Origin of the sequence: Gilliamella sp. CG25, assembly GCF_046635705.1 — a bacterium.
GTDB classification, from domain to species: Bacteria; Pseudomonadota; Gammaproteobacteria; order Enterobacterales; family Orbaceae; genus Gilliamella; species Gilliamella apicola_I.
In genome coordinates, this window is record NZ_JBIDFJ010000003.1 from 207293 (window position 1) to 233330 (window position 26038).

The window sequence follows — 26038 nt, forward strand, 5'->3', positions numbered from 1 at the left end:
CCCAGCTTAAAGCGCAAATAATAAAGGTAGACAGCATACACACTATTTATAAACAATTAAAGTCCCAAGTCGTGATACTTTTCCTATCGTTGCAAAAAGAACTTAGCGACTTTATGACATCATCACTTTCTTTTCCATTGACCTTGTTGTTTTATAAATTGTCCAGCAGCTGTTTTATCCTGAGCTTTTGTTCCTGCTCTCACTTCAACTTCGTTCAAAGGAACGTTACTTTCAGCAGAAACTTTTTGATATTCTTGTTTACGCGCTTGATTAATGAGTTGCGCTATTTCACTTGCATTGCTTTCGTTTTTAACTACACCTAAATAGCCATCCTCTTGTTCGCCCACTAAACCACTTGCTTTTGCTTGACTTAATGCGTTAATCGCTTGATCTAAATTTAATGCAAACACGGGTAAAGATAAAGCTGCTGTTAATAATGCAATCGTTAACTTTTTATAAATAGTCATAATAACCCCTTTAATAAATACTTTATATTTCATTAACGCCAAAGTGATTTACACTTTTAATTCACTTTTGACAACGCCAACCAAAATATAACCGTGAATCTTTAATAAATAATTAATATAAACCAGATTTATTAATTACATTGTCTAACGCTTTATCAACCTTTATGTTGATTTCATGGTCTATTTTAACATTTAGATTTATGTTTATTGGTTCATTGGGAGCCTGAACTCTAACCGTCGGTGAGCATCCCATTAATACGCTACTCACTACCATGACTGCAATCACATTCCGTATCATAAAAATAGCCTCTTTCATTTATCATGATTTTTTTTCAATCGTGCTTCAATTCGTTTACGAATCGGTTCACTAATTTGGTCTGATAAGAGTAAACTGGTCATTAATTTAGCGATATTTTCTTCAAGCGTGATATTTAAATTCACCGCTTTACCATTTTGCACATCTAAATTATTTCCTTGAATAGTCAGACCTAACTTAGCAATATCATTAGCGTAATCAACTTTACTCGATAGCTTAGTATAATGAAAATTTTTAAGAATATCAGTGAGTATTTTCATATTTGGATTATTTTTTACATAATCTTTTAGCGCTGAATTTTCAAACTGTAATTCACCCTGATTAGTTGAAACTAGTTGACCATTTTTAATTACTAACTTATATGATAGCTCATTTTTGTTTTTAACTTCGCTTAATGTAATTGGTAAGATGCCATCTATCGCCCCATTACCGGCAAGCCCTTCAACCGGATATTTAGCTAACACATCTTTTAACTGTATTTGTTTTAGTCTGACATTAATTTGTTGAGGCAATCTGGTTAAATTCAATTTTCCTTTATCAACCGACAGCTGACCAGAAAATAGCCTCGCTTGTAATTTTTTCCACGTAATGATGCCTCTTGTCGGAGCAGTTAAAGTTGATGAATAAGCGCCAGCAACATTAACTTTTTCAAAACCGATACCAAGATTGATTTCTTGGATATGTAAATCAGATGTGGAAAGCGTAAAATTATTGTTATTAACCGAAAGATTAATATTACCTGTTGCCGATTTAATCTCACTATTTTTATAAAGACCATTGAACTGACTAATCGTTAATTGACCTGTCGCTGAAGTTTGATTCAATTGAAATGGAAGCGGTGACTGAATTTGAAAGCGGATATTTCCTCTTAGATCATTAACAATGAAATCTTCCGAAACATTCGCTTTTTTTAAGCTAAATGACGCATCATTCAAATTGGTTAGTGTAAGCTGTTTTTGAGTTATCGATCCTTTAAACGGTAAGGATAAATCGCCATTTTGTATGCCAAATTGAGCTAATGAGGTCGTTAACATGCCATGTTGAATCTCAATACGGGAATCGGCTTCATTAAATTGTAAAACAGTCGATAACTTTGCAGCATATTGGGTATTGGTGGATAACTCAAGCTGTATAGCTTGTGGCTGTTTATTCATATCTAGCTTGATATCAAACAAAGGCACTTTGTTTTGATAAAATCGCAACGAATGAATATGAATAGCTTTAGGTAACCAATACAACATTGATGAAAAAGATGAGGCATCAAATTCAGATCGATCAAGATGATCAGCCTCGCCATCAACTCCATGATCGCTAATATTCTCTACTTTAGTGTTAACGGGCTGCCAATAGATATATACATTTTCTGCTGATAGATTTGACCACGAAACATGCAAATTTTTTGCCGTTAAGGATAATTGTGATTGCTGAGAAACGGTAAAAGTATCAAATGATAGCCCATCCAAACTAATATTGAAGCCATGCCAATCTAAGGTTAACTGATTTTTTTGCTTAAAAGACAACCAATATTGCCATCCAAACAGACCTAGCATTGAAATAATCAGCAGAAAAATAAATGAAAACCAATAGCGTTTTTTCAAGCGAGCCATAAATAAACTCTCTACTTAGCAAGGTTTATTGCCGAGTGTTGCTCGGCAATGCAATAATATTACGCTGGTGACTGTTCTCGCTGTGCGATATAAGCTAATGCTTTATCAATTCTAGATAGTGTTCGTTTTTTGCCAATGGCAAATACCGTTGCATCCACGGATGGCGATTGCCCAATTCCTGTTACTGCAACACGCAATGGCATCCCCACTTTACCCATTCCAACGTCAAGTTCAGTCGCCGTGGCTTCAATAGCATGATGAATTTTATCAATTTGCCAGTCAAAATCAGCAATTGCACCAATTTTAGCTTTGATGAGTTCTAACGGCTCTTTAGCTACGGGGCGCAAATGTTTTTTAGCGGCATCAGCATCAAAATCATCAAAATCTTGATAACAATAACGGCATGATTCCGCCATTTCTTTAAGTGTTTTACAACGTTCACCAAACAATTTAATAATTGTGATTAAATTCGGTCCTTGTGTTAAATCATAGCCTTGATGATTCATATGCCAAACTAAATGTTGAGCGACATAATCAGCATCTAAATGATTAATATAATGATGATTTAACCACAATAATTTTTCAGTATTAAACGCACTAGCTGATTTGCTTACTGCATCTAATGTAAAATAACTAATCATTTCAGGCACGGAGAATATCTCTTGATCACCATGTGACCAGCCTAAGCGTACTAAATAATTGAGTAAAGCTTCCGGTAAGTAGCCATCATCACGGTATTGCATAACACTCACCGCACCATGACGTTTAGATAATTTTTGCCCGTCATCCCCTAAAATCATGGATACATGACCATATTCAGGAAGCGGTGCACCTAATGCTTTGAGAATATTAATCTGACGAGGTGTATTATTGATATGATCTTCACCACGAATCACATGCGTAATTTCCATATCCCAATCATCCACCACAACACAAAAATTGTAAGTTGGTGAACCGTCTGTTCGTCGAATAATTAAATCATCAAGCTCTTTATTGGCAATCTCAATAGGGCCACGGATTAAATCGTTAAATACGACAACACCGTCAATCGGATTGGCAAAACGGACAACATGCGGTTCACTGTGGTTATGTTGTTTTTGGACTTCATCACAACGACAATGACCATCATAACGGGCTTTTTCGCCTTTCGCCATCTGCTCTTCACGCAGTTTTTCTAAGCGTTCTTTTGAGCAATAGCAACGATAAGCTGTTCCTTTAGCGAGCATTTCATCAATCACTTGATTATAGCGATCAAAACGTTTAGTTTGGAAATAAGGACCTTCATCCCATGATAATTCTAACCAATTCATTCCCTCCATGATCGCTTCAATGGCTTCTGGCGTTGAACGCTCTAGATCAGTATCTTCAATACGCAAGACAAATGCACCTTGTGCATGACGGGTATAAAGCCAAGAATAGAGCGCAGTACGTGCTCCTCCAACATGTAAATAACCGGTTGGGCTTGGTGCAAAACGGGTTTTAATTTTCATGAAATAATCCTAATAATAATAAAAAAGAGCACGTAAACGTAAAAAGCGTTAACAGCGCTCTTTTATTCAATTCGGTTAACTAACTAACCAGAATAATAACATTTTGATATAAATTCAGTTTCGTTACTTATTCTAACACGCTAAAAGGTTTGAGCAATAGCCTATTCACGCCTTAAAATCGATCACAAATTTTCAAGATGTTTAAGCTTAAGCTTGCATTTAAATCTAAAACCGTAAACATCTTATAATTTACTAATGCTGATGAAAAATTAGTGTGCTTCATCCCAATTATCACCGACGCCAACATCGACTTTTAATGGCACAGATAATTGATAACAATTTTCCATAATGGATTTGATTTGCGCACTGTACTTATCAACCAATTCTTGTTTGACTTCAAACACTAATTCATCGTGTACTTGCATCACCATTCTAATATTGCCAGACGGTTGGTTGTTAATCCAATCACTCATTTTTATCATCGCAGTTTTAATGATATCCGCCGCAGTACCTTGCATTGGCGCATTAATTGCTGCTCGTTCGGCTCCTCGTTTTTCTATGCCGTTAGTCGAGGTGATTTTAGGCAGATATAAACGTCGACCAGATAAGGTTTCGACATAACCTTGCTGTGCTGCCAATTGACGGGTCTCCTCCATGTAAGTTTGTACCCCCGGATAACGTTCAAAATAGCGATCGATATAAAATTGCGCCTCTTTTCGAGGAATATTGATTTGTTTTGATAAGCCAAAAGCACTCATTCCATAAATCAAACCAAAATTGACCGCTTTAGCGCGTCTACGTTCTTCCGACGTCACATCTGATTCAGGTTTACTTAACACTTCACTCGCCGTCACTCGGTGGATATCTTTGTCATGGGCAAACGCGTTGAGTAAACTTTTATCTTGCGATAGATGTGCCATGATGCGTAATTCAATTTGTGAATAGTCAGCAGAAATAATCTTATACCCTTCTGGTGCGATAAATGCCTGGCGGATTCGACGCCCTTCTTCATTGCGTACCGGAATATTTTGTAAATTAGGATCATTGGAAGATAAACGTCCAGTTACTGTCCCAATTTGATTATAATTCGTATGAATACGATGATCGATTGGACTAATCATTAAAGGTAATTTATCTGTATAGGTATTTTTAAGCTTGGCCAGTCCTCGATAAAATAGAATCATACGCGGTAATTCGTACTCATTAGCCAATTCACTCAACACATCTTCACTGGTTGACGGATCGCCTTTTGGCGTCTTTTTCAACACCGGCAATTGATGCTTATCAAATAAAATTGCTTGAATCTGCTTTGGCGAAGCAGGATTAAATTTTTCACCAGCCAATGATTGAAGTTCGGCTTCCGTCGCCATTAACTGTTTGGCAAGTTCATGGGAATAATCATTTAACTGTTTAGCATCAACCAATACCCCTGTTCTTTCCATTTCAGCCAACACAATGGCTAAAGGCATTTCAATATCAGTAAACAGTTTAGTTAATTTTGAATCTTTTTCTAACTCTGGCCACAGTTTTTCATGTAATTGTAACGTGATATCTGCATCTTCTGCTGCGTATTGAGTCGTTTTTTCAACATCAATAACATCAATGGTCACTTGTTTTTTATCCTGCTTGGTTAGCTCATTATAAGTGATGGTTTTATGATTCAAATAACGACTAGCCATGCTATCCATATCGTGTCTTTCTGTACTATTTAGTACATACGATTCAAGCATGGTATCAAAGGCAATACCTTGTACTTTAATACCATAGTTAGCCAGTACGCTGTAATCAAATTTAGCATTTTGCGCGATTTTTTTAATCTTCGGATTTTCTAGCACTGGCTTTAATTTCGCCAACACGCTATCAAGCGGTAACTGCTCGGGAACACCAAGATATTGATGAGCAAGCGGAATATAAGCTGCTTCATGCGGCGTGATACTGAGCGAAATCCCGACTAATTTAGCATGCACATGATCGACATTATCCGTTTCAGTATCGAAGGCAAATTGTTGACTTTGGGATAATTTGGTTACCCACTGTTCTAATTGTTTATCAGTCAAAATGCATTGATAATCAGTCTGCTTATTTTTGGCGGATGAATGTTCTTGCACCAATAACGGCATATTCTGGTTCACATTGACCGCTGATGCTTTTTGGTTTTTTAAAAAACTGCCCGATATCAACTCTTTTTGCCAACGATGAAAGCCATAATAGGCAAATAATTCGTTTAATGCATTAACATCCATATCGCTCGACATGAGCTGTTCATTAGTAAAATCTAATTGCACATCGGTTTTAATCGTTGCCAGCAAATAAGACAACTCGGCTTCTTTTTGATTATCAATCAATTTTTGTTTTAACGATTTTGCGCCACGGATTGATAATTTTTCAATATCATCTAAACGCTGATAGATATCTTTAACACTGTTAAATTCAGTTAATAAACTTTGAGCCGTCTTTTCACCTACTCCCGGAACTCCTGGGATATTGTCAGACGAATCGCCTCTTAATGCTAAATAATCAATAATCTTTTCGGGTGGCACACCAAATTTTTCCATCACGCCTTTCGGATCAAGCACCGTATTATTCATGGTATTAATCAGGGTAATTTTATCACTGACAAGCTGTGCCATATCTTTATCACCGGTACTGATTAAAACGTCCAGATTCTCTTTTTCAGCCTGCCTTGCCAGTGTACCAATCACATCATCCGCTTCCACACCTTCAATACAGAGTAAAGGCAGCCCCATAGCTTTTAAAATAGTGTGAATTGGTTCAATTTGCGGACGAAGATTTTCCGGCATTGCCTCACGTGTGGCTTTATACTCACTATAGATTTCGTTACGGAAAGAGCCGCCTTTAGCATCGAAAACAACAGCAATATGTGTCGGATTGTACTGATTAATCAGACTACGGATCATATTGATGACACCAAAAATAGCCCCTGTTGGCTCACCTTTGGCATTGGTTAACGGCGGACATGCAAAAAAAGCACGATAGAGATAAGAAGATCCATCAATCAGGATAATTGGTGTTTTATTTGGCATTAGTATTACCCAAAGGTTATTCGCTATAATGGTTAACAGTATACCCCAATTAACAACAATATTCTTATTATCTACAACAATAAAATGTAAAAATCTTTCATATTTACACAATGTTTTAATAGAAAGTTTTAACTTAAAAAACTGTATATTGCAAAATGAGTATTATATAATACTGTATCTTTTTTAACCTGAGTATACGATTAATGACACAGTTAAGTCTTGCTGCACAAAAAGTTAAAGATGCACTGGCAGCTAAAAATCTTGAAACCCCTTCTTGTCGTTTAGCAATGGATAATAGTGAGCGCAAGGCAAAAATCGAAGAACATTTTCGTGAGATCATGAAATTAATGGAGTTGGATCTCACTGATGACAGTCTTGCCGAAACACCACATCGTGTCTCTAAAATGTATGTTGATGAGATTTTTTCTGGGCTCTATTATGAAAATTTTCCCAAAATCACGCTCATTGAAAATAAAATGCAAGTCGACGAGATGATCACCGTTCGTGATATTACCTTAACCAGTGTATGCGAACACCATTTTGTCACCATTGACGGCAAAGCCACCGTCTCTTATATCCCTAAAGATAAAGTTATTGGCTTATCCAAAATTAATCGAATTGTTGAATTTTTTTCACAGCGACCACAAGTACAAGAAAGATTAACTCAACAAATACTTGTTGCCCTTCAAACCTTACTTGGCACGGTAAATGTGGCGGTCTCAATCGATGCGACTCACTATTGTGTGAAAGCCAGAGGCATTAAAGATTCAAGCAGTATGACAACCACGACCGCACTGGGTGGCGGATTTAAAACCAATCCAAGTACCAGACAAGAATTTTTAAGAGCATTACATCACTATTAATATAAGGATATTCAATGAAATTTTTATCACTCATTTTTATGGTATTATTGATAACAGCATGCTCTGAACAGGAATCTGATAATTCTAATAATAACGATAAATTTATTGGTTTTTGGGTAGAAGGTGGTCCCGATTTTAAATATACTGCAACCTATGCCAATCTTGTTGAAATAAGTAAACAAGGGGATAATTACTTTATCAATGAAAACTATGTTTATGGTAATGATCAAACCATTGCGATGCGAAAAGTCACAAAACCCCAAGACAATTTCGATGGACTCGCTTATCCATCAGAAAGAAATTTTGGTTTAGAAAACAGAGTGACTTTCCATGGTGATAACTATTCAAAAATCGGTATATTTAATACAGTTTTCTTTCGAATTTCAAAAGAAGAAGCAGAACAAATTAAACGTGATGTAAAAGAGTGCGAAGAGATAGAAAAAAACCGTTTTTTTATTCCTAAAGCGCAACAAGCTGAATATAAAAAACGGGCAAATGAGCTGGCTTATTGTCGGATTTTTTGGTAACAATCAAAATTGACGTAAACCTAAATTCAGCGGATTTTTGTAACAATCTTATGGGAATTGAATATTTAACAATAATCAAAACCTAAAACTCAAATACAAAACAACCGAAAATCAGCTTTATATTACGTGCATCTTCAAGAAAGATTGGTATAATTCTCGGCTACTTGAGTTAAATTACACAGTTAAATAACACATTTTCATGAAGATCATTCGCGGTATTGCTAATTTAAAAAATCAATTTTCCCAGTGCGTACTGACATTGGGCAATTTTGATGGCGTACATTTAGGACATCAGCAATTAATTAACCATTTAATCACCCAAGGTAAAAAATTAAATCTACCAACCGTGGTTATGCTATTTGAACCGCAACCGTTAGAGTTTTTTTGTTCGGAAAATGCCCCTTCCCGATTAACCTCATTTCAAGAAAAAGTGATTTTTATTGAAAAACTCGGTATCGACTATATTATTGCTGTTCCGTTTACTCAAACCTTTGCCAAAATGTCTGCTGATGACTTTATTCAAGCGTGGTTGATAAATCAGTTACGGGCCAAATATATTATTATTGGTGATGATTTTCGGTTTGGGTTTGAACGTAAAGGGGATATTCATCTTCTTGAACATTATGCACAAAAAAATGATTTTACTGTCGAAAGCATGCCAACCTACGTTTGGAATCAGTTACGAATTAGTAGTACCGCGGTGCGTAAAGCTTTACTCAACAATGATTTTGAATTAGCTCGTTGCCTATTAGGTCGACCATATAGCATTCAAGGGCGTGTTATTCATGGCAATGCATTAGCAAGGCAATTAGGTTTTCCTACGGCAAATATTCAGCTACACCGCAAAAAACCAGCCTTACACGGTGTCTATTTAGTTAACGTCAAAAATTGTTGTAGCCAACAATCTTATTATGGCATTGCTAATATTGGTATAAGACCAACTATTCAAGGAAAAAAAGCCATTTTAGAAGTGAATCTATTTGACTTTTCGGGTGATATTTATGGACAATATTTAGACGTCACCTTCCTCGAAAAATTACGAGACGAGAAAAAATTTGGCTCTATAACAGCGTTAAAAGAACAAATTACACAAGATGTTTGCACTGCGAAAAAGATCAGTGCACAATTAACCAATTAAGAAAGTAGTATCAACAAAATTAACTGGAATAAATCAGCATGACAGATTATAAAAATACATTGAATTTACCGGAAACCGGTTTCCCAATGCGAGGTGATCTTGCCAAACGTGAACCGGCGATGTTGCAAAACTGGTACGATAAAGAACTTTATCGCAAAATCCGCCAAGTAAAAAAAGGGAAAAAAGCCTTTATTTTGCATGATGGCCCTCCTTATGCAAACGGCAAACTTCATATTGGTCATGCAGTTAATAAAATTATCAAAGATATTATCATTAAATCAAAAGGTTTAAGCGGTTATGATTCCCCATATATTCCAGGGTGGGACTGTCATGGTCTGCCAATCGAACAAAAAGTTGAAGAACAAGTTGGCAAACCAGGCGTAAAAGTGACACCGGCTGAGTTTCGTCAAATTTGTCGTGACTATGCTGCTTCTCAAGTTGAACTACAAAAAGCTGATTTTATACGTATGGGTGTATTGGGTGATTGGCAAAATCCCTACCGCACAATGAATTACGATACGGAAGCAAATATTATTCGAGCGTTAGGTAAAGTCATCAAAAACGGGCATTTAGTCAAAGGGGCAAAACCTGTTTACTGGTGTACAGATTGTATGTCTTCGTTAGCAGAAGCAGAAGTAGAATATTATGATAAATCTTCACCCGCTATAGATGTAAAATTTAAAGCGGTGGATAACCAAGCTGTTGCGAGTAAATTTGGCGTTCATACCGATTTAACTATTTATGCCGTGATTTGGACGACAACACCTTGGACATTACCCGCTAGCCGAGGTATTGCCTTAAATGCTGAGTTTGAATATCAACTGGTACAAATAAACGATAAAGAATGCTTAATTTTAGCCACTGATCTGGTCGAATCCGTCATGAAACGTGCCGAAATTTCAGAATGGAAAATTCTTGGCAGCTGTAAAGGTGATGCGCTTGAGCTATTACGCTTTAAGCACCCTTTCCTTGATTTTGATGAACCCATTGTACTTGGTGAACACGTTACGGTTGATGCGGGTACCGGTGCGGTGCACACTGCGCCCGGACATGGTGCGGAAGACTTTTTAGTTGGTCAAAAATATGGACTTGAAGTTGCTAACCCTGTTGGTGGCAATGGGTGCTATTTACCGGGCACAGGTGCAGGCTTAGATGGCTTATTTGTATTTAAAGCGAATAAAGTTGTGATCGACATATTGAAAGACCACAATGCACTACTTCATTTTGAAAATATTGAACATAGCTATCCATGTTGTTGGCGTCACAAAACACCGGTTATTTATCGTGCAACACCGCAATGGTTTATTAGCATGGATAAACAAGGTTTACGTGCCCAATCATTACAAGAAATTAAACAAGTTCGCTGGATTCCGGATTGGGGACAAGCACGAATTGAAACAATGGTTGCTAATCGTCCTGACTGGTGTATCTCTCGTCAACGTACATGGGGCGTACCGATGACGTTATTTGTCCACAAAGAGACCGAAGAGCTACACCCCGATACCCTAGTACTGGTTGAAAAAGTCGCTAAATTAGTTGAACAACACGGTATCCAAGCTTGGTGGGATGCAGATATCAAAGATTTGCTTGGCCCCGATGCAGACGATTATCGCAAAGTGCCAGATACCCTTGATGTCTGGTTTGATTCAGGATCAACTTTCTTTTCGGTAGTCGGTGTACGCCCTGAGTTTGAAGGGCACGAAGCTGACATGTATTTAGAAGGTTCAGATCAACATCGTGGTTGGTTTATGTCATCATTAATGCTATCAACAGCGATTGATAACAAAGCCCCTTATAAGCAAGTGTTAACGCATGGTTTTGTGGTTGACGGTCAAGGTCGAAAAATGTCTAAATCGTTAGGCAATATCGTTACCCCACAAGAAGTTATGGGTAAACTCGGAGCAGATATTCTACGTCTATGGATTGCTTCGACTGATTATTCGGGTGAAATGAGCTATTCTGACGAAATCATCAAACGTGCAGCGGATAGTTACCGTCGTATTCGTAATACAGCTCGCTTTTTACTGGCTAACTTAAACGGCTTTGATCCAGCTAAAGACATGATCAAACCTGAAGATATGGTGGTACTGGATCGCTGGGCGGTCAGCATGGCAAAAGAGGCACAAGATCAAATTATCCAAGCTTACGAAAGCTATGATTTCCATAAAGTCGTACAACGTATTATGCAATTCTGTTCAATTGAAATGGGATCATTCTATTTAGATATTATTAAAGATCGTCAGTACACCGCCAAAAGTGATAGCGTTGCTCGTCATAGTTGCCAAACTGCGTTATATCATATTGCTCAAGCAATGGTACGTTGGATAGCGCCGGTACTATCTTTTACCGCTGATGAAATTTGGCAATATTTACCTTCAGCTGAAAAATCAGAATTTGTATTTGAAGATGAATGGTATAACGAACTATTTAGTTTATCCGATAACGAAACATTAAATAGTGAGTATTGGGCGCAAATTCTAGCAATTCGTAGCGAAGTAAACAAAGTGCTAGAACAAGGTCGTAACGATAAAGTGATTGGAGGTTCTCTTGAAGCCGCTGTTACCCTTTATGCAGACGATCAGATTGCCACAGCACTCGCTAAATTAGAGAACGAATTACGCTTTGTACTACTCACGTCACAAGCCAGCGTGAAACCACTAGACAGTGCGCCACAACAGGCAGTACAAAGTGATATAGCCGGTCTTAAAATCGAGCTCACGAAAGCGCAGGGTGATAAGTGTCCTCGCTGTTGGCATTACACCATTGATAATGAACCAACAACACATTTATGTAAACGCTGTGAAGAAAATATTCATGGTAAGGGTGAAGTTAGACATTTCGCCTAGCAATAGAATGACAGATAAACACGGCTATAAGACAATAGCTTATAGCCACTTATTACATTAAGCGCCGACAACAGTCGGCGAAATATCATCATGAGCATGAACTTTATGAAAAAAGAGAATGGACTTTACTGGTTAATTATTAGCACAATTGTGTTCTTTGTTGATATTGCTAGTAAATTTTGGATCCTAACTAAATTCAACCTTTATGAATCAATCAACGTGTTGCCTTTCTTCTCGATTACTTATGTACAAAATATTGGCGCTGCATTTAGTATTTTTGAAGGTCAACGTTGGATGCTTGCAGCCGTTGCTTTACTCATTAGTGGTGCCATTGTGTATATGCTTTATCGTAACAAACGACAGCAAAAATTAGAAAATTTTTCACTATCACTTATATTAGGTGGTGCTTTAGGCAACCTATTTGACCGCCTTTATCATGGATTTGTGGTTGATTTTCTAGATGTAAATTTCGGTAGCTGGCACTACCCAACCTTTAATATTGCTGATTGTGCGATTTGTATCGGTATTGGATTATTTATTCTAAGTAGTTATAAAAAACCCCAAAAGACCGAATAACATGCAAATTATTTTAGCTAACCCTCGAGGTTTTTGTGCTGGTGTTGATCGAGCTATCACGATCGTTGAACGCGCACTTGAACTCTTTGGTGCACCTGTTTATGTTCGCCATGAAGTGGTGCATAACCGCTATGTGGTTAACAACTTGAAAGAGCTAGGCGCAATTTTTATTGAACAAATTGACGAAGTCCCTGACGATAGTATTCTTATCTTTTCTGCGCATGGTGTATCTAAAGCGGTGCGTGAAGAAGCAAAAAAACGAAAACTTCGTATCTTTGATGCAACTTGCCCATTAGTGACTAAAGTTCATATGGAAGTGGCAAGATCCAGTTATCGTGGTGAAGAAGTGGTCTTAATCGGTCATGCCGGGCATATTGAAGTGGATGGTACATTAGGTCAATACAATAATCCTAATGGTGGTATTTATTTGATTGAATCGATAAATGATGTTCAAACATTACAAGTCAAAAACGAAGATCACCTATGCTTTACCACTCAAACAACCTTATCAGTGGAAGATACGGCGGAAATCATTGCTGCCTTAAAAGTACGATTTCCTAAAATCCGTAGCCCGCGTAAAAATGATATTTGTTATGCCACAACCAATCGACAACAAGCCGTAAAACAACTTTCATCCCAAGCAGATGTGATACTTGTCGTCGGTTCAAAAAATTCATCCAATTCCAACCGATTAGCTGAACTTGCCAGACGCAACAGTAAAAATGCCTATTTGATTGATTATGCCACCGATATTGAGCAAGAATGGTTAACTAATGCTCGCACGGTGGGCGTAACAGCAGGCGCATCTGCGCCCGATATTTTAGTGCAACAGGTTATTGAACATTTGAAAAGTTTGGGTTGCACATCACTGATCGAAACAGACGGGATTTTAGAAAATATTACCTTTGAAATTCCAAAAGAATTGCGTATTGAAGTAAAAACAAACTAACGGGTTAATTTGTGTGTTTTAGTTGCTCAAATTTTGCCAATAGCTGTTCATGGGTCTCGACATGCTCAGGATCAGCAATAATAGCATTTTGAATGGGGCAAACACGCTGACAAGTTGAATGATCATAATAACCGACACATTCAGTACATTTGTTGGGATCGATTTCATAAGTATCAAACCCCATAGAGATAGCCTCGTTAGGACATTCAGGCTCACACATATCACAATTAATACATTTACTGGTTATTTTTAATGCCATTGCTCAATTAACTTTATCATCTCCAAAAAATTTGCGCCATTATAGCGCAATCCTTCCTAATTTCTAAAAAAGAATACAGCTATCATATTCGTGATAGACCAAATAAGTTTGAATTTATTGAAATATTTCAATATAAATTAGATAATTTAGCCTGTATTATTTTCATAATAATTACAATTTATTAAGAATAGTTATCAATAACATTTATATTATTACGCTACAATGCTAAAACGATTAAAGAATAGAATAAAAGGATGAAAAGATATTGTTAAAGTTAATTAAATTCAAAAATATAGTGATTGCTATTTTTCTGTTTGTGCTTCTCTATATTATCAAGCTGATCGTTTTTCCGTCACAATCGCCAGTGAATTATATTACCTCACCCGTGACTAAAGTTAATATTGAAAAAACGGTACTGGCTGATGGAACAATTAGCGCCTTCAAGCAAGTCAGCGTGGGTGCGCAGGTTTCGGGTCAGATCAAAAAGTTATATGTTGAATTAGGTGATCAAGTTAAACAAGGAGACATGATTGCTGAAATTGATGACTTAAAACAAAGCAATGATTTGAAACAAGCCGAAGCTTCGCTTAGTAGCCTTGAAGCACAACGTAAATCAAAACAAGCCAACTTAATTAATTACCAACTGACTTATAATCGCCAATTAAAACTCGTCAATAAAGGTGTCGGCGTTCAATCCGATTTAGATTCAGCCAAAGCCGATCTCGATGCAATCAAAGCCGATATCGCTGCCTTAGATGCAAATATCATCAGTGCACAAGTCGCTGTTGATACAGCCAAAGTGAATCTTGGTTATACCAAAATACGATCACCTATTGATGGCGTAATTGTCGCTATACCCGTTGATCAAGGTCAAACCGTTAACTCTGTGCAAAGTGCACCAACCATTGTGAAAGTTGCACAATTGGATAAGATGACCGTTGAAGCACAAATTTCGGAAGCGGATGTCATTAATGTAAAAAAAGGAATGCCCGTCTATTTCACCATATTAGGCGAACCTAATAGACGTTTTGACGGTTTAACATTACGCGCCATTGAACCTGCGCCAGATTCGATTAATACGGAAAGTTCATCAAGTTTAAGTTCTTCGTCATCCACCACCAAAACAGCAATTTACTATAATGGATTATTCGATGTTGATAATCCTGATCATATTTTACGAATTTCGATGACAGCCCAAGTTTATATTGTTTTATCTGAAGCAAAAGATGTATTGGCAATCCCATCTCAAGCAATCCAAAAAAATTTGGCAGATAATAAAGCAATTGTCTATGTACTTAACCAACAAAATAATGCTGAAGAACGAGAAGTCAGTTTAGGTATCAATAATAATATTAATGTGGAAATCAAATCCGGACTTAAAGAAGGGGAAGTCGTCATTATTGGTAGTGACAATGGCGCATTATTCAATCCTAATGGACGCACGCCGAGGATAAGATTCTGATATGACAAAGACTAATAATCCGCTGATCAAACTTGAAAACATTGTTCGTGAATTTCCAGCTGGCGATTCAACCATACAAGTGCTTAAAAGCATCAATCTAACGATTAATGCTGGCGAAATGGTTGCCATTATTGGTGCGTCTGGTTCGGGCAAATCAACATTAATGAATATTTTAGGTTGTTTAGATAAACCAAGCTCTGGTGTCTATACCATTGGAGGACGAACAACCAATCAATTATCACCTGATGAATTAGCTGAATTACGTCGTGAACACTTTGGTTTTATCTTTCAACGTTATCATTTGCTAAACGCCTTAACGGCACAAGGTAATGTTGAAATCCCAGCTATTTATGCCGGAATCACCAATGAACAACGGAAAAAACGAGCTATTGAAATATTAACCCGTTTAGGGCTTGAAGATAAGATTAATAATAAACCCAGTCAATTATCTGGCGGTCAACAACAGCGTGTCAGTATTGCTCGAGCCTTAATAAACGGCGGACAAGTTATTTTAGCAGATGAACCGACGGGCGCACTTGACCGTAAAAGCGGTTTAGAAGTCATGGCTATCTTGCGAGAACTTCATAAACAAGGGCATACCGTCATTATTGTGACACATGATAGCAATATTGCCCAAAGTGCAGAACGGATTATTGAAATCAGTGACGGAAATATTATCTCTGACTCAATCAATCCTAACTATCACGCAGAAGAAGAGGATCATCGCCAAGTCAAACAGATCGAAACGACTAAAACCCAAGACAACTTTCAAGCTAAGTACAATCGTTTTCGAGATGCCTTTAATATGGCAATATTGTCGATGCTTTCTCAACGATTACGAACTTTTCTTACCATGCTTGGTATTATCATTGGTATTGCTTCGGTAGTTTCAATGGTTGCCTTAGGCGAAGGCACAAAACAAAAAATATTATCGAATATAAATTCGTTAGGGACAAGCACACTCGAAATTTATCCCGGAAGCGGATTTGGGGATCGCAACGCAGATAAAATTACCACCTTACGCTCCTCCGACGCCGACTTTTTAGCAAAACAAAGTTTTGTACATAGCACGACCCCAAATCTGGCAACATCAGTCTATTTTCGGGTTAAAAATTTGGCTGTAACGGGGACAGTAAATGGTGTAGGAGAGCAATTTTTTGCCGTTCGTGGTTATAACATTACCCAAGGTAATGCGTTTGATCAGACCAGTGTTGCTTCGTCAGCACAAGATGCCGTTATCGATGAAAATACCGTTAAACAGCTATTTAAGAATGAAAATCCAATCGGCAAAATTCTGATGGTGGGTCAATTACCGGTACGAATAATTGGTGTTGCCACAAAACAACAACAAGGTTTTGGTAATAATGAAAGCCTTAACATCTGGCTTCCTTACACCACAGTCATTAATCGCATGGTAGGACAAACCTCGTTAAGAAGTATTACGGTTCGGGTCAATGATAATGTTGATTTATCGATTGCTGAACAAGCGATTAATAAAATCATGATACAACGTCATGGTGTTAAAGACTTTTTTATTTTTAATTCAGATAGCATTCGTGAAACCGTTAACTCCTCAGCTTGGGTATTAACATTATTAATTTCAACCATTGCATTTATCTCACTGTTAGTGGGGGGGATTGGTGTTATGAATATCATGCTAGTATCCGTCACAGAAAGAACCCGAGAGATTGGCGTACGCATGGCAGTTGGTGCACGTTCAAGTGATATACTGCAACAGTTTTTAATCGAAGCGGTATTAGTATGTCTTATCGGTGGTACATTAGGCATCTTATTATCATTTGTGGTTGGTGGGATTTTCAATTATGTTGTCACATCCTTTGCGATGCGTTTTTCTATCATTTCAATTATCGCTGCCTTTAGTTGTTCAAGTGTCATTGGCATAATTTTTGGTTATTTTCCAGCTAAACGAGCCGCCAAACTTGATCCGATTTATGCTTTAGAACGAGAATAACGTTTTTAAAACCTCACCTAAAATTAAAATCCCTCTGCAATCATGATATTGCAAAGGGATTTAAAATAACAACCTTAAAAATTGTCATCATGTTACATTCAAATACTATGACAATTTATCGCACTCAAAACAGATGTTTTAATCAATGACACTCGCTTAATTTTTGGTTTTAGGATCTAAGCCGACTAAGAACGAAGTCACTCTTAAATAATCATTAATAAATGCTTGTTCATCAGATATATTGAGTCCTTTGGAATTGACATAAAACTTGCGATTAACGATAACAGAAGGTATTGAGTTTGGTTTCAATTCTTTAATGGCATCGGTTTGTTGTGCCATAAAAGCTTTAACTAAAAAATTGTCTTTCGTTTCATCAAACGTTTTACTATCCACACCTAACGTTAAAAATACCGCTTTGATGTCGTCAGCAGTTTTTATGCTACGCTCTTCTTGTATTGCCTGATAAAAAGCGTCTGAAGCTTTATCTTGAATACCAAGTACATTAGCTATCGCCCATGCTTGAGCAAGTTCCTTGGCAAGTGGCCCAAAATCCTCTAAATGATAACGTTTAAATTTTACCCCTTCTGGTAAATCCTTGCTGATAAGTTGTGCACCATGATATTTTGTTTCAAATCGGTAGCAACTAGGACAATTAAATGAAAAAAACTCAATCACTTCTTTGTCTGGTGATGGATTAGTCGGTAGTACAACATACTGAACACCTTTTTCAATCGGTGCTAATGGTGCCGTAATAGTCGGTGTTTGATCTTCTTTAGAGTCAATACTTGCGGGGGCTTGCTCTGCAAAACTATTTACCGAAAAAAGTAATACTCCCAAAGCAATAAACGTCTTTTTCATTAGTCAATTCTCCTTATTATTTAATAATGCCACGCGCTTTTAACAAGGCACTTTTAAAATCATCTTCATAATCTTTTTTCAGACCGGGGATAGCTTCATTTTTATCAGCGTCACGCATTTTTAAATGATAAATCAGAACCTCATCACTTAACTCTTTTAAGTCGCCTTCAAAACCTGCTTCTTGCCCTAATTGTGCAAGAAATTGTAACAGATTCAGATCTGAGTCTTTTTCCCAGGCTGCCTGTAATAACTCCATTAATTCATCAATACGATGACATTTCATAATTCATACCTTTTTGTATACTTCAAATTAATTGAAGATGATGAGATAAAATTAATGTTAAATATTTAACGCTATAAATTCTGTCACAGAAACATAAACAATAGTAGCGATTCTTTTTATTAAATACAAACGACACGTTAAAAGTCATGGGTATCGACTTATCTTTCAATACAATTTAATGTCTATGAAATAATTGTGATAAGTCTATTTTCCCTTATAACTTAAATTAATTTTGCTATATAGTAATGCTATTTAGATTTTTCGCAATGTGAAACAGAGACATTTTATGGGCAAACTACCTATTACAACAATTATCTTAGCTGGCGGAAAAAGTACCCGAATGAATGGTAACGATAAAGGATTATTACAGCTAAATGGTAAACCGCTTTATCAACATGTCATTAATCGTATTGAATCACAAACAGATTTCATCATGATTAACTGTAATCGCAATCTGAATCAATATCAAAAGGCAGGCTATCCTACCTTCATTGATGATTTAGCTGGTTATCATGGCCCCCTTTCCGGCATTTACAGTGGGTTATTACGTAGCACTACCGACTGGAACTTATTTGTCAGTTGTGATACGCCTTTTTTACCTGACGATTTAATCTTTCGTTTAACCCAACACACCACGACACATTACGCTATTTATCCCTTTGACGGTCGGTATCATCATCCAACCATTTTATTGATTCATAAAACCATCATTACCCCACTTAAAGCTTATTTGGCACAAGGTGAGCGTAAATTGATGTTATTTTTACAACAAATCAATGCTTATGCTGTCGATTTTAGTGATAAACCATCATGTTTTACCAATATTAATACCCCTGAGATACTTGAGCAACTCACTCAATCAAAAAAATAAATCTCTTATTTCTAGATTAAACTGCTATTTATTCCATTTTGTTAGGTGTTTAGCAAAATCGTCTATTTCAACATCCTGTGTTGCCCAAGAAGTACAAAAACGTAACCCGATATGCGCCTCATCAATTGCCCCAAGATTATCGACCGAATAATGTGCAAGGATTTTCTTGGCTAATCGTTTTGGCACACTAACAAATAATTGATTGCTTTGTGGTTTACTTAAAAATGAAAATCCAGCATTTTCAAACAGTGTTTGCAGTTTATCTGCCATATAATTACTATGCTTACCTAGTTTGATATACAAGTTGTTTTGCATCAATGCATTCATCTGTACAGCAACAATCCAACTTTTAGCTAAAATTGCGCCTTTTTGCTTCATACTAAATCGAAAATCTTGGTTAATCGTCAGGTTATTAAACACCAATGCTTCACCCGCAAATGCCCCCACCTTCGTGCCACCTATATAAAAAACATCGGTATATTTAGCTAAATCCGGAAAGGTTAGATCATTATCTTTTGCGGCTAATGCCATTGCCAGACGTGCACCATCCAAATACAGATAAAGTTGATTATTTTGACAAAATTGATATAGCTTTTTAAGCTCTTGCTTACTATAAATAGTACCAAGTTCGGTGGTGTTTGAAATATACACTAATTTAGGTTGTACCATATGTTCATCATGATGATGTGCCAAAACGGGTTTTAGCAATTCAGGCGTCAATTTTCCATCTTGGCTTTTCACCGTTAATACTTTATGTCCTGTTGCTTCAATCGCCCCTGTTTCATGCACATTAATATGTCCACTTTCGGTCGCAATAACCGCTTGATAAGGTTTTAAAATATGCGAAATAACCGTTAAATTCGTGATAGTTCCACCTGGCATAAAATGTATATCTGCATTCGGCGATTTTAGACGCTTTTTGATATTTTCTTTAGCTTGATGACAGCACTCATCTAAACCATAGCCACTTAACTTTTTATTGGTCGTTTCAACAAAGCTTTTTAACAAGCTTGGATGCACTGTTTGGTTATAATCATTCAAAAAATCATACATATCATTACCTTTATTCCGACTTCATTTTTTAATATGATGTTATATTAATCGCATCTTCAATATAACACGATAAAGCAGAGAGTCTATGAACAATACAAAAATGATTGGAATTAGTGGCTATAGTGGCAGTGGTAAAACGACCCTACTCAAAAAAATAATTCCTTTATTGGTCGAACAGGGTTTTCGCATAGGCTCGTTAAAGCATGCGCATCATAATATTGAACTAGATATTCCTGGAAAAGATAGTTATGAACTGCGAAAAGCCGGTTCTTTACAAACCATTATTGCTTGTGATAACCGCTATGCATTTATTGAAGAGACCCCAAACAATCCTGTCGATTTATCGACACTGATTAACCAATTTAGCCATGTCGATATCGTTTTGGTTGAAGGATTTAAAGAAGAGAAAATACCTAAAATTATTTGTCATCGGCATACAAATCAACCTCAGCTGTATATTGACGAATATACCTTAGCCATCGCCAGTGATGAGCCATTAGAGAGTCATCTACCTGTATTTGATATCAATCAAGCCGATCCAATTGTTGAGTTTATAAAAGGATATTTATCATTGCCAAAACAGCATAAATAAAAGATAAAGGGTGTATTAACCTATCTTTTTAAGCAAACCGAAACAAAAAAGGGAAATACTTCATTTCCCTTTTATTTCAGCATAATCGCTTATTTATTTCGCAACAATCACCATTGCCGGACGAATTAAACGACCATTTAAGGTATAACCTTTTTGAATGGTATTGACGATTTGACCTGATTGATGATCTGGCGATTCAACCATGCTAATCGCTTGGTGAACATCAGGATTTAATTGTGAATCTACTGTGTTAATCACTTCAATCCCAAACTTTTTGACGGTATCTAAAAATGATTTTAAGGTAAGCTCTAATCCTTCAACAGTTGCTTGATGTTCAGGATTATTTCTATCGGTAGATTCTAGAGCTCGCTCTAAATTATCGATAACTGGCAACAGTTCATTCGAAAATTTTTCTAACGCAAATTTTCGTGCTTTATCAACGTCTTGTTCAACACGTTTACGAACATTATCAATCTCAGCACGGGCACGAATCATCGCCTCACTCTCATTTTTTTTCGCAATTTGTAATGCCTGTTCTAATTCAGCAATACGTGCATCTTTCGCTTTTAATTGCTCCTCGTAATTCGGTTCAGCTGGTGCTTCTGATTCTTTTGGTTCTTCTACCGCTACATCAATGTTAGGTTCATTTTCTGACATGTTCTTGTCTTGCTCTGTCATAAGGTACTCCAAATATAGTCGAAAACTTAGTGAATTAAGGTTATTATGGGGACGATTTTTGTTATTGCAAGGTTATCTCTATAGGTTAATATATATTTTTTTATTTTTAATTAAAAAAATCAATGATACTTAAATAAAAAAATGACAAGGATATTTTATGGGTGCACCATTTAAATGTATTGGTTTAGTTGGCATTCCACGCAAATTAGACGCTATCGAAACCCACAGAGTGCTTTATGATTGGTTAATCAAATTAGGTATTCGTGTTTTAGTTGAAGACCGATTAGCGGAATTTATTAAATTTCCAGCCAATGTCTATGCCAATTTGGATACGATTGGAGAACAAGCTGATCTGGCCATTGTTGTTGGTGGCGATGGCAATATGTTGCGTTCGGCTCGCTATTTATCACACTATAAAATTAGAGTAATCGGCGTGAATCGGGGTAATTTGGGGTTTTTAACCGACATTTCGCATGAGCAAGTCGTGGAACAGTTAAGTCCAGTTATTGCCGGAGAATATGACGATGACCCTCGCTTTTTACTTGAAGTTTCAATTTATGATAATGGCAATTTAATCAATTCCGGTTTTGCCGTTAATGAAATTGTCGTTACGCCCAACACGGTTGCGCATATGATTGATTACGATGTGTATATCAATGAACGCAATGCATTCTCACAGCGTGCGGATGGTTTAATTATTGCAACCCCAACCGGCTCTACCGCCTACTCCTTGTCTGCTGGTGGACCAATTTTAGCGCCTCACTTAGATGCACTCATTATTACACCAATGTTTCCACACTCATTGGCGGTAAGGCCATTAGTCATCAAAAGTGATAACCCTATCCATCTTAAGTTTCCAACCACTGCATTAGATTTGAATATTGCTTGCGATAGCCAAATTATTTTACCGGTCAAACCAAGCTATGATGTTATTATTCGCCGTTCTGGATATGAATTTAATTTAATTCATTCTAAAGATTATGATTATTTTAATAACCTTTCCAGTAAATTGGGTTGGTCACAAAAAATGTATTAAATCATTTAGCTAACCAATTTTAGACAGAAAATCATTATCGATCATGGCTCGCAGGGAATCATTTTAACCTGCGAGCATACCAAGAAGGTAAAAATGCTGTTATTTTAAATCAGTAGGGAATCACATAAGCCAACACATAAACAGTCAGGGATGAAAAAATCGCTGCAATCACATCATCCACCATAATACCAAAACCACCGGGCACACGCTTATCAAACCAACGAATAGGCCAAGGTTTTGCCATATCAAATACTCGAAAAGCAACAAAAGCAATCGCAATCCATAGTAGTGAATATTGTGGGATAAAAAATAGCGTTATCCACATACCAACAAATTCATCCCAAACGATATGCCCTGAGTCATGTGTATGTGTATCATCTGATGTCTTTTGACAAAGAAAACAGCCAAACATAAATGTCACAAAAATAAAGATCCAATATAAAATCGGTTGTAACTCGTTAAATAACAACCACAGCGGAATCGCCATTAATGACCCCATTGTGCCAGGCATAATTGGGGATAAGCCACTTCCTAATCCCACCGCTAAAAAATGGATCGGATTAGTAAGTTTTAAGTGTTTTTTAAAATCTTTATTACGTGCTTGTTTTGTCATGTTTGCTTTTAAATTTGATAAAATGATGCCGACTTAACGTCGGCAAACATAGCAAAATGCTGATAGTTAATTAGCATTTTTATTGATGAGTATTATATTATTCGTCTTTGGTTAACGTTGCAACCATTACGGCTTTAATGGTATGTAAACGATTTTCTGCTTCATCAAAAACAATACTGTGTCGAGATTCAAATACATCGTTAGTCACTTCTAAACCATCTGTTAAACCATATTGCGCTGCCATTTGCTTGCCGACGGTGGTATTCATATCGTGAAAAGCGGGCAAACAGTGCATAAATTTCACATCGGGATTATGAGTAAGATTAATCACATTTTGATTAATTTGATAAGGCGCTAACAGTTTGACCCGTTCATCCCAAACGTCTTTAGGTTCTCCCATGGAAACCCACACATCGGTATAGAGAAAATCAACGCCGTTAACACCATCAGCAACATCTTCTGTTAAAAGGATTTTAGCGCCTGTCGTTTTTGCTATATCTTGGCACTGTTTGACCAGTTCCGATTCGGGTTGGCACGCTTTAGGCGCCACTAAACGAATCTCCATACCCATTAAAGCTGCGCCTTCCATTAACGAATTCCCCATATTATTACGCGCATCACCTAGATAGGCGAATTTGACACTGCTTAATGCCCGATTGCCGATATGTTCTTTCATGGTCATAAAGTCAGCTAAAATCTGTGTAGGGTGTGCTTCGGTGGTTAATCCATTCCAAACTGGGACACCGGCATACTTCGCTAAAGTTTCGACAATATCTTGTCCATAACCTCGATACTCAATACCGTCATACATCCGTCCTAATACACGGGCTGTATCTGCAATAGATTCTTTATGGCCTATTTGGCTCCCACTTGGACCTAAATAGGTCACTTGGGCACCCTGATCAAATGCGCCCACTTCAAAAGCACAGCGCGTACGGGTTGAGTCTTTTTCGAAAATTAAGGCAATATTTTTACCCACCAGATGTTTTTTTTCAGTGCCTTGTTGCTTAGCGTGCTTTAATTGAATAGAAAGATCGATTAATTGATTAATTTCGCTTGGGGTGAAATCGAGTAAACGTAAAAAGTGGCGCTGATAAAAACCGTGCATGACGAGCTCCTAATCGAGATTATTATTCACGCCATTCTATTTGAATAATTATTCACTTTCAAGCTAAACATAATAATATCTTTGATAATTTATGTGATTCGTTACAAGTCTCAAAAATGAGACATTATTATTCAATTAATTTTAATAATATTGCTTTTTTTGTATAAAAAAGTGTAATAAAATGGCTAAATATTATCTTCTCAAGATTAATAGCAATGAATTTTTATTCATATATAATGATTTTTTATTCTTAAAGGTCTTTTTAATCATGCAAACTTATGCCCTCCTTATATTACAAGACGGTTCACAATTTATCGGTACATCTATCGGCGCTGAAGGTCAAACTGTTGGCGAAGTTGTTTTTAATACCTCAATGACTGGCTATCAAGAAATATTGACCGATCCCTCTTACTGTGAACAATTAGTTACTTTAACTTATCCACATATTGGTAATGTGGGCACTAATGATGCAGATGCTGAATCAAATCAAGTTTACGCAAAAGGACTTATTGTTCGTGATTTGCCACTATTAGCCAGTAATTATCGCTGTGAAAAAGATCTCTCCAGTTATCTAAAAAAACACAATGTTGTTGCTATTGCCGATATTGATACCCGCCGTTTAACCCGTATTTTACGTGAAAAAGGCGCACAACATGGCGTTATTGTAACGAACAAAGATAAACAGACTTTACTCGAAAATGCAGAAGCAACCAAACAAATAGCTCTCAATTTTAAAGGATTAACCGGACTTGATTTAGCTAAAGAAGTAACGTGTGCTAAAAGTTATTGTTGGACGCAAGGCATTTGGACAAGACAAAATGAGCATCCAACACCAAAACCTGAAAGTGCTTTACCCTATCATGTTGTTGCCTATGATTTTGGTGTTAAACAAACTATTTTACGAATGTTAGTTGAACGGGGTTGCAAATTAACCATTGTGCCGGCTAAAACGAGTGCCGAACAAGTTTTAGCATTACATCCTGATGGTATCTTTTTATCTAATGGGCCTGGCGATCCAGCACCGTGTACGTATGCCATAGATGCCATTAAGCAGTTTTTAACCACCAATATTCCGATATTTGGCATCTGTCTTGGACATCAGCTGTTAGCGCTAGCATGTGGTGCGAAAACCATAAAAATGAAATTTGGTCACCATGGTGGAAATCATCCGGTTAAAGATCTTGAGCATGATCGTGTTATGATTACCGCGCAAAATCATGGTTTTGCCGTTGATGAACACAGTTTACCGGCTCACTTACGTGTTACGCATCAATCCCTATTCGACGGCTCATTACAAGGTATTCATCATAATCAAAAACCCGCTTTTAGTTTTCAAGGACATCCCGAAGCCAGTCCTGGACCACATGATGCCGCCCCGCTTTTTGATCACTTTATAGAGTTAATTAAATTTTACCAGCAGGAGCAATAAC

24 protein-coding genes are annotated in these 26038 nt (G+C 37.0%); 12 read left to right on the forward strand and 12 right to left on the reverse strand.

The genetic code is table 11. The features are described from left to right. Positions 1 to 122 precede the first annotated feature (122 nt). The 5 genes from ACGH6P_RS03925 to polA form a co-directional block, all read right to left on the reverse strand. Positions 123 to 467: a YdbL family protein gene (locus tag ACGH6P_RS03925; RefSeq protein WP_411596756.1), complete on the reverse strand. Its 345-nt coding sequence runs from the start codon at positions 465 to 467 to the stop codon at positions 123 to 125. Positions 468 to 579: 112 nt separating this feature from the next. Beyond that, on the reverse strand, positions 580 to 765 hold the full coding sequence (locus tag ACGH6P_RS03930) for a YnbE family lipoprotein (protein WP_065558684.1): 186 nt from the start codon (positions 763 to 765) through the stop codon (positions 580 to 582). Positions 766 to 779: 14 nt separating this feature from the next. After that, positions 780 to 2390, reverse strand: coding sequence for a YdbH domain-containing protein (locus tag ACGH6P_RS03935; RefSeq protein WP_411596757.1), 1611 nt, complete (start codon positions 2388 to 2390; stop codon positions 780 to 782). Positions 2391 to 2449: 59 nt separating this feature from the next. Beyond that, a complete protein-coding gene (gene gltX, locus ACGH6P_RS03940) occupies positions 2450 to 3880 on the reverse strand; it encodes a glutamate--tRNA ligase (RefSeq protein WP_411596758.1) in 1431 nt (476 codons plus the stop codon). Between the two features lie 269 nt (positions 3881 to 4149). Next, complete coding sequence (gene polA / locus ACGH6P_RS03945; protein WP_411596759.1) at positions 4150 to 6924, reverse strand: DNA polymerase I; 2775 nt, start codon at positions 6922 to 6924, stop codon at positions 4150 to 4152. A gap of 203 nt (positions 6925 to 7127) precedes the next feature. On the opposite strand from polA, the gene folE reads away from it, so the two are divergent. The 6 genes from folE (at position 7128) to ispH (ending at position 13823) form a co-directional block, all read left to right on the forward strand. Beyond that, positions 7128 to 7787 carry a GTP cyclohydrolase I FolE gene (folE, locus tag ACGH6P_RS03950; RefSeq protein WP_220216270.1) on the forward strand — a complete coding sequence of 220 codons (660 nt, stop codon included), beginning with the start codon at positions 7128 to 7130 and terminating at the stop codon, positions 7785 to 7787. A 14-nt stretch (positions 7788 to 7801) separates the two neighbouring features. Then, entirely contained in the window at positions 7802 to 8314 is a 513-nt protein-coding gene (locus ACGH6P_RS03955; protein WP_411596760.1) for a hypothetical protein, read from the forward strand. 199 nt (positions 8315 to 8513) lie between these two features. Beyond that, on the forward strand, positions 8514 to 9452 hold the full coding sequence (ribF, locus tag ACGH6P_RS03960; protein WP_411596761.1) for a bifunctional riboflavin kinase/FAD synthetase: 939 nt from the start codon (positions 8514 to 8516) through the stop codon (positions 9450 to 9452). 38 nt (positions 9453 to 9490) lie between these two features. Further along, a complete protein-coding gene (gene ileS, locus ACGH6P_RS03965) occupies positions 9491 to 12298 on the forward strand; it encodes an isoleucine--tRNA ligase (protein ID WP_411596762.1) in 2808 nt (935 codons plus the stop codon). A gap of 105 nt (positions 12299 to 12403) precedes the next feature. After that, complete coding sequence (lspA, locus tag ACGH6P_RS03970) at positions 12404 to 12874, forward strand: signal peptidase II (RefSeq protein ID WP_267358974.1); 471 nt, start codon at positions 12404 to 12406, stop codon at positions 12872 to 12874. Between the two features lies 1 nt (position 12875). Beyond that, complete coding sequence (gene ispH / locus ACGH6P_RS03975) at positions 12876 to 13823, forward strand: 4-hydroxy-3-methylbut-2-enyl diphosphate reductase (protein WP_267358976.1); 948 nt, start codon at positions 12876 to 12878, stop codon at positions 13821 to 13823. A gap of 4 nt (positions 13824 to 13827) precedes the next feature. Here ispH and ACGH6P_RS03980 read toward each other — a convergent pair whose 3' ends face one another. Then, a complete protein-coding gene (locus ACGH6P_RS03980; RefSeq protein ID WP_065558501.1) occupies positions 13828 to 14082 on the reverse strand; it encodes a YfhL family 4Fe-4S dicluster ferredoxin in 255 nt (84 codons plus the stop codon). Between the two features lie 265 nt (positions 14083 to 14347). On the opposite strand from ACGH6P_RS03980, the gene ACGH6P_RS03985 reads away from it, so the two are divergent. Beyond that, on the forward strand, positions 14348 to 15544 hold the full coding sequence (locus ACGH6P_RS03985; RefSeq protein WP_220216263.1) for an efflux RND transporter periplasmic adaptor subunit: 1197 nt from the start codon (positions 14348 to 14350) through the stop codon (positions 15542 to 15544). A 1-nt stretch (position 15545) separates the two neighbouring features. Then, entirely contained in the window at positions 15546 to 17516 is a 1971-nt protein-coding gene (locus tag ACGH6P_RS03990; protein ID WP_267358979.1) for a MacB family efflux pump subunit, read from the forward strand. Between the two features lie 156 nt (positions 17517 to 17672). Here ACGH6P_RS03990 and ACGH6P_RS03995 read toward each other — a convergent pair whose 3' ends face one another. After that, positions 17673 to 18374 carry a DsbA family protein gene (locus ACGH6P_RS03995; RefSeq protein WP_267358981.1) on the reverse strand — a complete coding sequence of 234 codons (702 nt, stop codon included), beginning with the start codon at positions 18372 to 18374 and terminating at the stop codon, positions 17673 to 17675. 16 nt (positions 18375 to 18390) lie between these two features. Next, on the reverse strand, positions 18391 to 18657 hold the full coding sequence (locus ACGH6P_RS04000; protein ID WP_065558498.1) for a YihD family protein: 267 nt from the start codon (positions 18655 to 18657) through the stop codon (positions 18391 to 18393). Positions 18658 to 18943: 286 nt separating this feature from the next. Between ACGH6P_RS04000 and mobA the strand changes: the two genes are divergently transcribed. After that, entirely contained in the window at positions 18944 to 19528 is a 585-nt protein-coding gene (mobA, locus tag ACGH6P_RS04005; protein ID WP_411596763.1) for a molybdenum cofactor guanylyltransferase MobA, read from the forward strand. A 24-nt stretch (positions 19529 to 19552) separates the two neighbouring features. Here mobA and ACGH6P_RS04010 read toward each other — a convergent pair whose 3' ends face one another. Further along, positions 19553 to 20581, reverse strand: a complete 1029-nt coding sequence (locus tag ACGH6P_RS04010) for a threonine aldolase family protein (RefSeq protein ID WP_220216259.1) — start codon at positions 20579 to 20581, stop codon at positions 19553 to 19555. A gap of 85 nt (positions 20582 to 20666) precedes the next feature. Here ACGH6P_RS04010 and mobB point away from each other — a divergent pair, with 85 nt between their 5' ends. Beyond that, on the forward strand, positions 20667 to 21173 hold the full coding sequence (mobB, locus tag ACGH6P_RS04015; protein WP_267358986.1) for a molybdopterin-guanine dinucleotide biosynthesis protein B: 507 nt from the start codon (positions 20667 to 20669) through the stop codon (positions 21171 to 21173). Positions 21174 to 21266: 93 nt separating this feature from the next. Here mobB and grpE read toward each other — a convergent pair whose 3' ends face one another. Further along, entirely contained in the window at positions 21267 to 21851 is a 585-nt protein-coding gene (grpE, locus tag ACGH6P_RS04020) for a nucleotide exchange factor GrpE (RefSeq protein WP_411596764.1), read from the reverse strand. Between the two features lie 157 nt (positions 21852 to 22008). On the opposite strand from grpE, the gene nadK reads away from it, so the two are divergent. Further along, positions 22009 to 22887, forward strand: coding sequence for an NAD(+) kinase (gene nadK / locus ACGH6P_RS04025; protein WP_220216258.1), 879 nt, complete (start codon positions 22009 to 22011; stop codon positions 22885 to 22887). 109 nt (positions 22888 to 22996) lie between these two features. Here the strand turns inward: nadK and ACGH6P_RS04030 are convergent, their stop codons facing one another. Continuing rightward, the gene (locus ACGH6P_RS04030; protein WP_267358989.1) at positions 22997 to 23500 is read right to left on the reverse strand and encodes a phosphatidylglycerophosphatase A; all 504 of its coding nucleotides are present in this window, start codon (positions 23498 to 23500) and stop codon (positions 22997 to 22999) included. A 97-nt stretch (positions 23501 to 23597) separates the two neighbouring features. Further along, a complete protein-coding gene (gene argF / locus ACGH6P_RS04035; RefSeq protein ID WP_267358991.1) occupies positions 23598 to 24608 on the reverse strand; it encodes an ornithine carbamoyltransferase in 1011 nt (336 codons plus the stop codon). A gap of 268 nt (positions 24609 to 24876) precedes the next feature. On the opposite strand from argF, the gene carA reads away from it, so the two are divergent. Further along, a complete protein-coding gene (gene carA / locus ACGH6P_RS04040) occupies positions 24877 to 26037 on the forward strand; it encodes a glutamine-hydrolyzing carbamoyl-phosphate synthase small subunit (RefSeq protein ID WP_267358993.1) in 1161 nt (386 codons plus the stop codon). Position 26038: the final 1 nt, after the last annotated feature.

Excerpts from the sequence above, each read along its gene's own strand:
- ACGH6P_RS03925 (WP_411596756.1), bottom strand. The coding sequence starts at position 467 with ATGACTATTTATAAAAAGTTAACGATTGCATTATTAACAGCAGCTTTA.
- ACGH6P_RS03930 (WP_065558684.1), bottom strand. The coding sequence starts at position 765 with ATGATACGGAATGTGATTGCAGTCATGGTAGTGAGTAGCGTATTAATG.
- ACGH6P_RS03935 (WP_411596757.1), bottom strand. The coding sequence starts at position 2,390 with ATGGCTCGCTTGAAAAAACGCTATTGGTTTTCATTTATTTTTCTGCTG.
- gltX (WP_411596758.1), bottom strand. The coding sequence starts at position 3,880 with ATGAAAATTAAAACCCGTTTTGCACCAAGCCCAACCGGTTATTTACAT.
- polA (WP_411596759.1), bottom strand. The coding sequence starts at position 6,924 with ATGCCAAATAAAACACCAATTATCCTGATTGATGGATCTTCTTATCTC.
- folE (WP_220216270.1), top strand. The coding sequence starts at position 7,128 with ATGACACAGTTAAGTCTTGCTGCACAAAAAGTTAAAGATGCACTGGCA.
- ACGH6P_RS03955 (WP_411596760.1), top strand. The coding sequence starts at position 7,802 with ATGAAATTTTTATCACTCATTTTTATGGTATTATTGATAACAGCATGC.
- ribF (WP_411596761.1), top strand. The coding sequence starts at position 8,514 with ATGAAGATCATTCGCGGTATTGCTAATTTAAAAAATCAATTTTCCCAG.
- ileS (WP_411596762.1), top strand. The coding sequence starts at position 9,491 with ATGACAGATTATAAAAATACATTGAATTTACCGGAAACCGGTTTCCCA.
- lspA (WP_267358974.1), top strand. The coding sequence starts at position 12,404 with ATGAAAAAAGAGAATGGACTTTACTGGTTAATTATTAGCACAATTGTG.
- ispH (WP_267358976.1), top strand. The coding sequence starts at position 12,876 with ATGCAAATTATTTTAGCTAACCCTCGAGGTTTTTGTGCTGGTGTTGAT.
- ACGH6P_RS03980 (WP_065558501.1), bottom strand. The coding sequence starts at position 14,082 with ATGGCATTAAAAATAACCAGTAAATGTATTAATTGTGATATGTGTGAG.
- ACGH6P_RS03990 (WP_267358979.1), top strand. The coding sequence starts at position 15,546 with ATGACAAAGACTAATAATCCGCTGATCAAACTTGAAAACATTGTTCGT.
- ACGH6P_RS03995 (WP_267358981.1), bottom strand. The coding sequence starts at position 18,374 with ATGAAAAAGACGTTTATTGCTTTGGGAGTATTACTTTTTTCGGTAAAT.
- ACGH6P_RS04000 (WP_065558498.1), bottom strand. The coding sequence starts at position 18,657 with ATGAAATGTCATCGTATTGATGAATTAATGGAGTTATTACAGGCAGCC.
- mobA (WP_411596763.1), top strand. The coding sequence starts at position 18,944 with ATGGGCAAACTACCTATTACAACAATTATCTTAGCTGGCGGAAAAAGT.
- ACGH6P_RS04010 (WP_220216259.1), bottom strand. The coding sequence starts at position 20,581 with ATGTATGATTTTTTGAATGATTATAACCAAACAGTGCATCCAAGCTTG.
- mobB (WP_267358986.1), top strand. The coding sequence starts at position 20,667 with ATGAACAATACAAAAATGATTGGAATTAGTGGCTATAGTGGCAGTGGT.
- grpE (WP_411596764.1), bottom strand. The coding sequence starts at position 21,851 with ATGACAGAGCAAGACAAGAACATGTCAGAAAATGAACCTAACATTGAT.
- nadK (WP_220216258.1), top strand. The coding sequence starts at position 22,009 with ATGGGTGCACCATTTAAATGTATTGGTTTAGTTGGCATTCCACGCAAA.
- ACGH6P_RS04030 (WP_267358989.1), bottom strand. The coding sequence starts at position 23,500 with ATGACAAAACAAGCACGTAATAAAGATTTTAAAAAACACTTAAAACTT.
- argF (WP_267358991.1), bottom strand. The coding sequence starts at position 24,608 with ATGCACGGTTTTTATCAGCGCCACTTTTTACGTTTACTCGATTTCACC.
- carA (WP_267358993.1), top strand. The coding sequence starts at position 24,877 with ATGCAAACTTATGCCCTCCTTATATTACAAGACGGTTCACAATTTATC.